The organism is Bacteroides sp. An279, assembly GCF_002159615.1.
Lineage (GTDB): Bacteria > Bacteroidota > Bacteroidia > Bacteroidales > Bacteroidaceae > Phocaeicola > Phocaeicola intestinalis.
The window spans coordinates 1-12,316 of record NZ_NFJA01000102.1 but is presented as its reverse complement, the minus strand read 5'-3'; the positions used below and the strand labels follow the sequence as shown (position 1 = coordinate 12,316).

Annotated in this window: 6 protein-coding genes, 1 tRNA gene and 1 pseudogene; 2 read left to right on the top strand and 6 right to left on the bottom strand. The window is 47.1% G+C overall.

Translation table 11 applies throughout. From position 1 onward, the window contains the following. Positions 1 to 136 precede the first annotated feature (136 nt). Positions 137 to 1,492, bottom strand: coding sequence for an MATE family efflux transporter (locus B5F78_RS14215; protein ID WP_022039670.1), 1,356 nt, complete (start codon positions 1,490 to 1,492; stop codon positions 137 to 139). A gap of 159 nt (positions 1,493 to 1,651) precedes the next feature. Here B5F78_RS14215 and B5F78_RS14210 point away from each other — a divergent pair, with 159 nt between their 5' ends. Together B5F78_RS14210 and B5F78_RS14205 are read left to right on the top strand one after the other, a co-directional pair. After that, positions 1,652 to 4,567 (top strand): helix-turn-helix domain-containing protein, encoded by a 2,916-nt coding sequence (locus B5F78_RS14210; RefSeq protein ID WP_241148272.1) that lies wholly within the window; start codon positions 1,652 to 1,654, stop codon positions 4,565 to 4,567. A gap of 119 nt (positions 4,568 to 4,686) precedes the next feature. Then, positions 4,687 to 7,146 (top strand): glycoside hydrolase family 31 protein, encoded by a 2,460-nt coding sequence (locus B5F78_RS14205; protein ID WP_087407028.1) that lies wholly within the window; start codon positions 4,687 to 4,689, stop codon positions 7,144 to 7,146. A gap of 194 nt (positions 7,147 to 7,340) precedes the next feature. On the opposite strand, the gene galE is transcribed toward B5F78_RS14205, so the two are convergent. The 5 genes and pseudogenes from galE to B5F78_RS14180 form a co-directional block, all read right to left on the bottom strand. Then, on the bottom strand, positions 7,341 to 8,375 hold the full coding sequence (galE, locus tag B5F78_RS14200) for a UDP-glucose 4-epimerase GalE (RefSeq protein ID WP_022039673.1): 1,035 nt from the start codon (positions 8,373 to 8,375) through the stop codon (positions 7,341 to 7,343). Between the two features lie 216 nt (positions 8,376 to 8,591). Further along, positions 8,592 to 8,664 (bottom strand) — tRNA-Pro (locus B5F78_RS14195). Between the two features lie 381 nt (positions 8,665 to 9,045). Then, complete coding sequence (locus tag B5F78_RS14190; protein ID WP_022039674.1) at positions 9,046 to 10,467, bottom strand: NADH-quinone oxidoreductase subunit N; 1,422 nt, start codon at positions 10,465 to 10,467, stop codon at positions 9,046 to 9,048. Between the two features lie 10 nt (positions 10,468 to 10,477). After that, on the bottom strand, positions 10,478 to 11,959 hold the full coding sequence (locus B5F78_RS14185; RefSeq protein WP_087210630.1) for a complex I subunit 4 family protein: 1,482 nt from the start codon (positions 11,957 to 11,959) through the stop codon (positions 10,478 to 10,480). After that, positions 11,956 to 12,316 (bottom strand): annotated as a pseudogene (locus B5F78_RS14180) (NADH-quinone oxidoreductase subunit L); the annotation flags it as partial. The pseudogene B5F78_RS14180 and the gene B5F78_RS14185, both read right to left, overlap by 4 nt.

Here is a 12,316-nt window from a genome sequence, read left to right as displayed (position 1 = left end):
ATCTGACGAAGAACAGGAGCGGAAAGGACCAAAAAATCGCCCAAAGCACGCACGAAAACGGATACATCAAGCCAAGAAAAACTTTTTGGAGAAATTCAAAACAGCTTCTTAATCTGCGTAATCTGTGGTGAAAAAATTAATTTCTCTCTTTCGCTACGATGAGATTCAGCCGCCGGTAAACATACGAGAAGGCAGGAATCAGGAAGAGGCAGGCGAAGAGCCATGCGGTAGGGTCGCCGAAACATACACCTAAGAATCCGAATGCCGGAACTACGATGAGGCTGACCAACACACGGGCTATCATTTCGGATACCCCCGAAAACATGGCGAGTTTGGTATAGCCGGCTCCCTGAATGCTGTAGCGAAGAACACTCAGCAATCCGAGCAAGGGGAAGAAAGAAACGTTGATATGGACAAAGAGAGCCGTATCTTTAATGATTTCCGTTTCGCTCGGGTCGACAAACAGAAGGGCTATCTTATCTGCCCAACCCCAGATGATGATGTTTACTGCTATAATGTAAATCATCATCATGCCTACTGCCGACTTGATTCCTTGCCAGATACGGTCGGGTTTGCCTGCTCCGTAGTTTTGTCCGCTATAGGTAGCCATCGCCATGCCTAAACTGTCGAGGGCGCACATAAATACCATTTTAATACGCATCGCAGCCGTAAATGCCGCAACGCACGCCGTGCCTAATGCATTGTTGGCACTTTGCAGCATGATACTGCCAATGGCGGTAATGGAGAATTGAAGTCCCATCGGTACACCGATAGACAAAAGTTGCTTGGCAAGTTCGGGACGGAATCGGCGGTCGGAAGCTGTGGTGCGCAATATCTCGAACTTACGGTTCATATAAAGGTAGCATAAGAGTGCGGATACGCCTTGAGATACTACCGTAGCTATTGAAGCTCCTGCCACTCCCCAGCCCAATACCAAAATGCAGAACAGGTCGAGGAATATGTTTAATACGGTAGAAAGAAGCAGGAACCAGAAAGGGGTCTTGCTGTCTCCCAAAGCCCGGATAACACTCGAAAGCAGGTTGTAGAAGAATGTGCACGGAATACCGATGAATGTGATGAGCAGGTATTGATAAGCTCCTTCGAAGATATTTTCAGGAGTTTGCATGCTTCGTAGGATGAAGGCGCAAAGCAAACTGGTAATGACGGTTATCGCCACCGACATGACTCCGGCTATTTTCAGGCTTACAGATACGTAACGGCGCATCGTGACATAATCTCTTGCACCGAACTTCTGTGCCACGGGGATAGCGAATCCTCCGCAGCATCCGTTGCAGAACCCCAGTATCAGGAATACCACCGAAGTGCTGGCTCCTACCGATGCCAAAGCATTGATGCCTAAGAATTTGCCCACGATGGCGGCATCTACCAGCGAGTAGGTTTGCTGAAGCAGGTTGCCCAGCAGAAGGGGCAGGGTGAAGTTGAATATCAACGGCAGGGAACGCCCCGAAGTCATCTCTTTTGATTGTGCCATACAAGATTGTACTAATTACCGGGGTGCAAAGTTAGCCGAAAGCCGGAAACATTGTTCTTTTCCGATGGGAAGAATCGGCTGTTTAGCCCTGAAATCTTGCGATAAATCAAGAATGCAGGAGCAGGAGACTTGGAAATGGGTGAAGAAAAACGTACCTTTGTGAAAACCGTTGAGAGAAGACTGAAAGAGTGTATGAAGTATTTATTCTTTATTATACGTATATTATTCGCATGTGTGGGGCTGATGGCAGGAAAGGCTTTTGCCGAAAGCCCTTTTGTGGTGTTTTCGCCTGTTGATGCTACTCAAGGTTTGTCGGGCAATCAGGTGCGGAACATTACCCAGCTGCAGGATGGACGTATGATGATTACTACGGCGGGGCAATTTAACCTGTACGACGGGACGGGCTTCGATTATTTGCACTACGATGCCCGTCATATCTGCCGCCTTTCGGATTATGCCGGTTTTCATCATTCGTATACCGATGCAGCAGGACGGGTATGGATGAAAAACCAGCAGGTTTTGATGGTGGTAGACGGCAGGACTGGACAGATGTTGGAGCATCCTGACAGTTTGTTTGGAAAATGGGGAATACGGGAGCCGTTGAAAGATTTTTTTATGGATACGGGAAAAAACTTCTGGCTGCTTACTGAGTCCGATTGTCTGATGCGTGTCGCAGGGCAAGCATTGCAGGCGGAACCGTTTTTGTTGCACGTGTCTGCTTTGACGGGCGGACAAAAAGATGTGCTTTATGATTTAGAAGTAGTGGACGACCACCTTTATCTGTTTTACCGTTCGGGAATTCTGTTGTGTTATGACTTGCATACGCGAGATGAAGTATGTCGTCGGTCGTTGGGAGAGGTCTTGTCAGAAGGCTGGTATGGAAACACTTCGTATATGCTGGCATCTGCGGGAGGACTGTACCAGCTGTGCAACGGCGTGCATGGAGGAGCATTGCTTTATTACGATTGCCGTCGCCAGATGTGGACTGAAGTGCTTCGTGCCGATTATTGGCTGAACTATATTGCCTTGGATTGTGAAGGTAATATTTGGTTGAGTTGTCGGGAAGGATTATGGTTTATTGGAGCTGATTTACAGGAGAAACATTACATACCTGTCTTGAAACTGGTCGACGGAAGAAGGATTGAGACCGAAGTCAGTACGGTTTACAACGATGCCCAAGGCGGGTTGTGGGTAGGTACTCTGAACCGGGGGGTATTGTATTATCACCCGGCACGTTTCCGTTTCCGGAACGTGGGACGTACGTTGTTTCCTGTTCCCGGTGATGAGGCCTTGCAGGTGACAGGTTTTCATGAAACGGATAATCGGCAGATATTGGTAGAGACCACCGAAGGAATGTTCCGGTATGATCCTGCAGATGCTGTATCTCCTTTAAAGAAGATGGATATTCCTATCCTGAAAAAAGAATTGGGAAGTCTGGTGCAAGGTGGTCCGGCGATTTTACAGGAGATGCCATTAGGTAAGGATTCGTTGGTGGGGATTACGATAGAGGGTCTGTTTGTACGTAACCGTCAAGGGCGTGTGTTATCTTATATTCCATCTTTACATCCTTGTAACGCACTTTGTGTAGATGGCAGAGGGGATGTATGGATTGGACAGGAAGACGGACTGGTGCTTTGGAATCCTTCAACAGGCAGGAGGCGTACGTTTTATACGACCGATGGTTTGGTAAATAATGCAGTACAGTCTATTATCGAGACTTCCGATTCCACATTATGGGTTTCCACAGCTAACGGTCTGTCTTGTCTGACTGTACGTCCGGCAGATGACGGGACTTGGCGTTATGTATTTGTTAACTTTAATCAAGACGATGGGATTATCGGAAACGAGTTTTGTCCGCGTTCGGTTTTCCGGACTTCCGATGGTACGCTGTATTGGGGTGGCATTAATGGATTCAATGTGATGGGTGCCTCTCATTCTGTGGCCGCACCTTCTCCGTTTGTGCCTGTGTTTGTAGGGTTCAGTTTGTTCGGGCAAAAGCACCCTTTGCCTTCTTCAGGGGAAGTGGCTTTGGCTTATGACCAGAATTTTTTCTCACTGGAGTTTTCAGCACTGAACTATGTCAATCCTACACAGACGCATTACCGTTATATTTTGGTGGGGATAGATGCCGAAGAGCAGGAAATGCGTTCATCAGACGGCCGTGGTTATGTCACTTATACAGACTTGCCTCCGGGCAGTTATCGGTTTAAGGTACAGGCAACACGGGGAGGCGAACCATGGACAGGACGTTATGCCGAATTTGGTGTAATAATAAGACCTCCTTTTTGGCGTACGCCTTATGCTTACGGATTGTATGTTTGTTTGGGAGTAGGTTTGACATGGTTACTGGCTGTAAGTTATGCACGGCGTAAGCGTCGTAGCCTGGTGCGTGAACAGAAAGAAAAACTGGATGAGATGAAAGGAGTGTTTTTGAAGAATATCCATAGCGAACTGCAAGAACCCGTAGACAGGATACTTTCTCCCCTGGACAGTGTGCTTGTATCGTTGGGTGAAGGAGAGGTCCGCCAACAGCTTCAGGGAGTGAGGCAGGAAGCAGAGGAAATGAAAAAACTGATAGACCAGTTGGCAGAGGGGGTATTGCTTCCTTTGCCAGCCGATGAAAAATCGATAGATCTGGAATCCTTGTTGATGGATATGCGGCATTTGCTGGTCTTGCAGGAAGAACGCAAGCTTCATCCGAGGGCTGTCCAGTCGCAAAAGGAAGCAGGTCCTTTGCTTACTGCGGCAGATGAAGCTTTTGTGCGTAAGGCTTTGCAATGTGTAGAGTCCAATCTGGATAATCCGGGTTATTCAGTGGAAGCTTGGAGCCGCGATATGGGGATGGACCGTACAGGGCTTTATCGTAAATTGACTTCCTTGGCGGGAAAGACACCTACCGGCTTTATCCGATCGGTACGCTTAAAGCAGGCGGCGTGCTTGCTTGACAAGGGCTATACAGTGGCTGAAGTGGCGGATATGGTAGGGTTCAGTACGTCAAGTTATCTGAGCAAGTGTTTTCAGGAAGAGTTCGGCGTTCGTCCTTCACAATATGCTCAACGGAAAGAAAAACATTGAAAAACAGCCCGATTTCAACATTTGTATAGTTTCTTGCAACGTGTGTGCATCTTCGTAACAGTCGAAATCCGTTACCTTTGTAAACCAATTGACAAACATCTAATATCTAAAATGTAATTATGAAAACATTCCGATTTGTAGGGTTAGCCCTGTTGCTGTGCAGTTCAGGGTTATCTGTGGCTCAAGAGGTGAGCCGGACGGCACATGGCGTAAAGCTGGAGGTGCCGGGTGAGAAGTTTAGCTGTGAGGTGCAGTTTTATACTCCCTCCATTGTGCGTGTGGTGAAATATCCGCAGGCAACAATGCCGGAGGAGAAGAGTCTTGCAGTGGTTCTTTCTCCCACCGAAGATATAAAGTTTAAGGTAAACGAGACGGATGATGCCGTAATATTGAAAAGTGCCGCCGTCACGGTCACGCTTGATAAGCAGGAAGGCACCTTGAGCTTTGCCGATTTGCAAGGTAATGCCTTGTTGACAGAGCAGGGAGAACCTTCTTTCAAACCTTATCAGGAGGGAGCCGATAAGGGATACTACCGTGTCTGTCAGGCATTCCGGCTGGATAAAGACGAGGCAATCTATGGGTTGGGACAGCTTCAGACGGGCAAAATGAGCCAGCGTAACCAGCAGAAATATCTTATTCAAAGCAATCTGGAAGACTCCAGTCCTTTCTTCCAGTCGGTTAAAGGTTATGGACTGTATTGGGATAATTATTCTCCTGTTACTTTTACCGACAATGCCGATGGAACTTCTTTCGATTTCGAGGTAGGAACGTGCGTTGATTATTATTTTATGTATGGCGGAAATGCGGATGGAGTGATTGCCGACATGCGTGAGCTCACCGGCCAGGTTCCGATGTTTCCTTTATGGACTTACGGTTTCTGGCAAAGCAAGGAACGTTATAAAAGCCAGGATGAGGTAGTAGGAGTTGTGGGCAAGTATCGTGAACTGGGTGTACCCTTGGACGGTATCATTCAGGACTGGCAGTATTGGGGACATAATTATTTGTGGAATGCCATGGACTTTACCAACCCGCTTTTCCCCGACCCGCAGAAAATGCTTGACGATGTGCACGGCATGAACGCTCATATGGCCATTTCTATCTGGTCTTCGTTCGGTCCTGCTACGAAGCCTTATCGGGAGCTGGCTTCCAAAGATTTGCTTTATGATTTCAAGACTTGGCCTGCATCAGGTACCGAAGGTTGGCCGCCCGATCCTGAATATCCGTCGGGAGTAAAGGTATATGATGCTTATTCGCCTGAAGCTCGTGACATTTATTGGAAATATTTGAACGATGGTATTTTCAAGTATGGCATGGATGCTTGGTGGATGGACTCTACCGATCCGGACCATCTGGACTTTAAGCCGGGCGACCTTGACCAGAAGACCTATCTGGGTACTTTCCGTAAAGTGCGCAACGCCTATCCATTAATGTGCGTGGGAGGTGTCTACGATCATCAGCGTGCCACAACCTCAGATAAGCGCGTGTTTATACTTACACGTTCTGGATTTGTAGGCCAGCAACGCTACGGCGCCAATGTATGGTCGGGCGATGTGGGTTCTTCTTGGGAAAACTTGCGTAAACAGGTGCCGGCAGGACTGAACTTCTCGCTTTGCGGTATGCCACACTGGAACAATGATATCGGTGGCTTCTTTGCCGGACAATATAATAAGAGCTGGAATGACGGGACGGCTCCCAAGAATCCGCTTTATCAGGAACTTTTTGTGCGCTGGATGCAGTTCGGTACCTTTACACCGATGATGCGTTCGCACGGTGCAGATACACCTCGTGAAATTTATCAGTTCGGGAAAAAAGGTGAACTGGTGTATGATGCCATCGAGAAAATGATTCGTTTGCGTTATACGTTGTTGCCTTATATTTATTCTACTTCTTGGGAGGTCAGCCATCGTCAGTCTACGTTCATGCGTGCGCTTGTAATGGATTTTCCTGCAGACAAACAGGTGTGGGACATGAATGATGAATATATGTTCGGCAAGGCATTCCTCGTGGCACCGGTACTCGAAGCACAGTATACTCCCGAAACGGTGTTGAAAGTCGATGAACAAAGTGGATGGAACCGTGACAATGCTGGAAAGGCTGGAGATGAAACGGGTACCTTCGACTTTACTCAGAAGAAATCAGCTCCTGTCTATCTGCCCGAAGGTACGGTATGGTATGATTTCTGGACTAACGAAAAACTGGACGGAGGACAAGAGTTTGCACGTGAGACTACTCTCGACCTCATTCCGCTTTATATCAAGGCAGGTAGCATTGTGCCGCTGGGACCTGATGTACAATATGCTACAGAAAAACCGTGGGATGTATTGACGCTTTGTGTCTATCCCGGTGCCGATGGAGATTTCACGCTTTATGAAGACGAGTTTGACAATTACAATTACGAAAAAGGTGCTTATACCGAAATCCCGATGACATGGGATGAGGCTTCCCGTCGTCTGACTATCGGTGCACGTAAAGGGTCATACCCAGGTATGCTGGAAAGCCGTAAGTTTATCGTGCGTACTCCCGATGGCAAGGAAAAGACAGTAAACTATACTGGCAAGAAACTGACGGTAAAATTGTAAGTCAATGCTGCTTAGGTAACTGAAAAGCAAATTGTAAATTTTCTATTCGGAAATCTGTATGCGATTGCAATGCGTTATTGGGTTTAAGAGCGGCAGCCAGTCTGCAGAGATACATGTTTCCGGCTTATAATGTAATAGGGCAGGTCTTTTCCTGCCCCTATTACATTTACAAGGATTTATTGGTGGATAATTTTTTACTGGATTCCGTTCTCACGCAGTTTCAGTTGCCATTCCCATGCCGAGCGCAGTGTGTCTTCCAGTGAAGTTTCTGCCTTCCAGCCTAGTTCGTTGTTGGCGTATGTCGGGTCTGCCCATACTTGTTCGATATCTCCTGCGCGCCGTTTGCCTATCTGGTAGTTCAGTTTTACACCTGTCGAAGCTTCAAAAGCGTGAATCAATTCCAATACAGAAACGCCTTTTCCAGTACCGATGTTGAATACCTCTACTGTGTCTTTCTGCTTGCCGTCCAGAATACGGTGCATTGCTGTGACATGTGCTTTTGCCAGGTCTACTACGTAGATGTAATCGCGGATGCACGAGCCATCCGGTGTGTTATAGTCATCACCGAATACAGTAAGTTTTTCGCGGATGCCGATAGCTGTTTGGGTCAGGTAAGGGATGAGGTTTTGCGGTACACCATTGGGCAGTTCGCCGATAAGTGCTGTCGGATGAGCTCCAATCGGGTTGAAGTAGCGTAGCAGGATGGCGTGTATGGGTGAGCCTGAAGCGATGGTGTCTCGGATGATTTCTTCATTGATTTGCTTGGTATTTCCGTAGGGGGATTCAGCTTTCTTGATAGGAGCCTCTTCGGTAACGGGTAAATGGTCCGGTTGGCCGTATACAGTGCATGATGAAGAGAAAATGATGCCTTCTACGCCATGGCGTGGCATTAGTTCCAACAGGTTGATAAGCGAGACGATATTGTTGCGGTAGTATAGCAGAGGTTTCTGTACAGACTCGCCTACGGCTTTGCTGGCAGCGAAGTGAATAATTCCTTTTATGCCTGGATATTTCGTGAATACGTTTTCCAGTGCGGCATAGTCCAGACAGTCTACGTGTTCGAAAGCGGGGCGGATGCCAGTTATTTTTTCAATGTTGTCCACCACATCGGCGCGTGAGTTTGACAGGTTATCCACAATCACTACATCGTACCCGTTGTTTTGCAATTCTACTACGGTATGCGAACCTATGTAGCCCGTACCGCCAGTTACTAAAATTCTTTCTTTCATTTTATAAGGTATTAATTTGATAAGGTTCTTATATTATCCATACAAAAATAGAAAGAAATATCGAAAAATGAATGTATTAAAAAACAAAAAGGCGCAAAATGACCGATTTGTAGTCCCATTATGACGATTTTGATACACAGGCTTTCGGCAGGGGACTTCATGAAGTGTCTAAAAAATAAAGACGATGATAGAATTATTTCTATCTTCGTCTTTATGTCGGAATGAGGCGACTCGAACGCCCGACCCCTACGTCCCGAACGTAGTGCGCTACCAACTGCGCTACATTCCGATTGTGTATCGTCCTCTTTCGATAACGGGTGCAAAGGTAAGGCTTTTTTTGATATTCACAAAATAATAGTCGTTTTTTTTCTTGAAAAATGCGAATTTCTTTTATACCGCTTGTGTTTTTGCTGTATAATTGGCTGTGATGGGAGAATGCGCAGCTGTTATACAATGTGTGGTATGGATTTATGCTTTTTGTTGATGTTGTCACAGGACACATGAATTCACAGACAACACAGAGAAGCACATAAGCTATAAGCAAAAAATCTGTGTTTGCTTGTGTCTTTCAGGTGTGAAAAGAGGCAAGTAAACACATTGGTTTCCTTGCCTCTTCCTGATTTGCAGAGCTTAAATATATATGCTCTTTGGGCTATTTGAATTTTCTAATTTATAGCATCGCCATTTCGTTCAATACATTGTAAACTGAGCTGCAGATACCCAGTAGAACGATACCCAACAGGCAGATAACCAGACAGGCACGTGTCATACCACTGCTACGGAAAGTGGGCAGCGGGTTGTCGTTCGGAGTAATGTACATCGCTTTCACGATGAGCAGGTAGTAATACAATGAGATGATTGTGTTGACCAATGCCAGGAATACTACCAGCCAGTGTCCGGCATGGAAAGCTGAAGCGAACACGAAGAACTTCGAGAAGAAACCGGCAAACGGCGGAATACCTCCTAGCGAGAAGAGTGCCAGTGTCATGATGAAGCTCAGGTGCGGGTTGGTTTTGTAGAAGCCGTTATAGGCATCGCGGTCTACACGTCCGCCGTTGTGTTGCTCTACAGTAGTGATGACACCGAAAATGGCAAGATTTGCCACGATGTACACGATGACATAGTAAACCAATGAAGCCATACCTTGTCCGTCGGCTCCAAGTACAGCCAACATAATGTAACCTGCCTGTGAGATACTACTGTATGCCATGAAGCGTTTCAGATCGTGCTGCAGGATAGCGAAGATGTTGGCAATGGTGATGGTTACAACAATAACTACCGACAGCATCAGGCTCCAGTTATCAATCATGGGACCGAATACTTTGACCAAAATGCTCATCAAAGCGAATGCTGCTGCACCTTTCGATATAACCGACAGGTATGCAGTAATGGCAGTTGGCGCACCTTGGTAGGTATCGGGTGTCCACATGTGGAACGGTACCAGACTCAGCTTGAAGCCCAAACCGGCGAAGAAGAAGACCATTGCCATGATTTGCAGCGGAGTGCCTGTAAGCAAGGCAGGCAGGTCATCGAAGTACATGGTTCCGCACGTGCCATAAACCAACGATAGGCCATATAGCATCAATGCCGATGAGAACATGGCGTTCAAGATAAACTTGGTGCCTGCCTCTGCACTATGATGCCGGTATTTGTCGAAGGCTATCAGGCAAGCCATCGGGATGCTGGCAAGTTCCAAGCCTACATAGAAAAGCAGGAAGCTGCCTGCACTTACCATATAGTACATACCCAGCAGGGTAGAGAGTGTAAGCACATAAAATTCGCCGGATTTGTGGCGGGTGTCTTCGCGATTAATCCATGAGTCTGCCTGCATGAATACCAGCAAGGTGCCTACAGTGAGAACGGTCTTGACGATGGAAGCCATCGGAGTCGTACGGAACATACCTCCGAAAGCTTCGCCTGTGACCGGCATGATGTTCAGTGCGATTTGCACTACTAAAAGTCCGCATGCCAAACCCTGTAACGCCTTGTGGTTAGGCTGTTTCAGTATTAAGTCGGCAAGCAAGATGATAATCAGTATCACTGCCAGACTGATTTCTGCTTGCATGGCGGAAAATATTGCACTTATATCCATAATGTCTTGATTAATGTATTAATTGTGAAATGATAGGTTCGACACTTCCGCTGATGACGTCACTTACCCAGTACGGAGCAAGTCCAAGTCCGGCAACAGCTGCGATGAGGCAGATAACGGCAAGGCGTTCGTCCCATGTGGCATCTGTCAGTTTCAGGTGTTCCGGATTCTTGCAGGTTCCATACAGGATTTTTCCGACAACGCGCAGGATGTACACTGCTGTGATGACGATACTCATCGTAGCGATGATGGTACAGGTGCGGTGGAAGAGGTCTGTATGCTGGAATGAACCGACAAAGACGGTCATTTCGGCAATAAATCCGCTCAAGCCCGGCAAACCGAGATTGGCAAGACCGGCAATCACATAACCTACTGCCAAAAAGGGCATGATTTTCATCAAGCCGCTTAACTGGCGGATGTCACGGGTATGTGTGCGTCCGTAAATCATACCGATGAGGGCAAAGAACAAGGCTGTCATCAAACCGTGGCTCAGCATCTGCAGGATAGCACCTGTCGAGCTGACACGGGTAGCCATCAGCAAAGCAAACAATACCAAGCCGCAGTGGCTTACAGATGAGTAGGCATTGATGTATTTCAAGTCGGTCTGTACGACGGCGCTGAATGCTCCGTAAACAACCGAGATAGTAGTCAATACCAAGAAGAAATCACCCCAATATGCCATACCGGTAGGCATCAGGTACATTGCCACACGGAAGCATCCGTAGCCTCCCAGTTTCATCAATACGCCGGCATGGAGCATAGATACGGCGGTCGGTGCCGAAGCGTGACCGTCAGGGCTCCATGTATGGAATGGGAAGAGGGCTCCCAGTACACCGAATCCCAAAAATACCATTGGGAAGAATACCTGTTGGAATTCAGTCGGTATTTTCAGTTTGGCGATTTCAATCACGTTCATGGTTTCTGCTCCGGCACCATAGAAGATACCCAGAATACCAATCAGCAGGAATGCCGAACCACCCATTAACATCAAGGTCAGCTTCATGGCAGAATATTCTTTGCGGCCGCTTCCCCATACACCGATAAGCAGGTACATCGGAATCAATGCCACCTCGTAGAACATGAACATAGTGAACAGGTCGGTAGAGATAAAGAATCCGAATACACCGGTACTTAATAAAGTAAACCACATAAAATATTCTTTGGTAAGCGGCTTCAGCTTCCACGAAGCGAATGTTCCGGTGAACACGATGATGGCACTCAGCAGCAACATTACTACCGAAATACCGTCGACACCTACTGAGTAGGCAATGTGTAATGGGGCATACCAGCTGATGCTATCGGTAAAAAGCATTTCTTCGGTTGCACCCCCGTTTCGAAGTCCAATATAAGAAACGGTAAGGTATGCGGCAAGAACCAGCAGGATACTGGATCCGGCTACCATCACTCCTCTTACCTGATTCAGGTTGCGGGCTATCCATAAACCCAACAGCATCAGCAGAGGTACTAATACGAAAAGACTTAATATATTCATAATACTAATAACATGACGGTTAATACTATAACTCCACCCAGGAACCACATGGTATAGCTCTGGATTTTACCATTCTGTATAGGCTGGGCTGCTTCACCTGCCGCGTTGGTGCTCCAAGCCATGAAGTTCATGAATTGGTCGATAACGTGACGGTCGAACCAGGCAAGTGGAGTAGAGATGCAGCGGAAAATGATTTTCTTGGTTACGAACAACCAGATTTCATCCATGTAGAAACGTTTGTAAGCGGCACGGTGCAACGTCGGGAAACGTTTTGCCAGCATATCGGCAACCGGTTGCTTGTCGCGTGCATACATCCATGTAGCCAGTGCGATAGCAATCAGGGCTACCACGATGCTG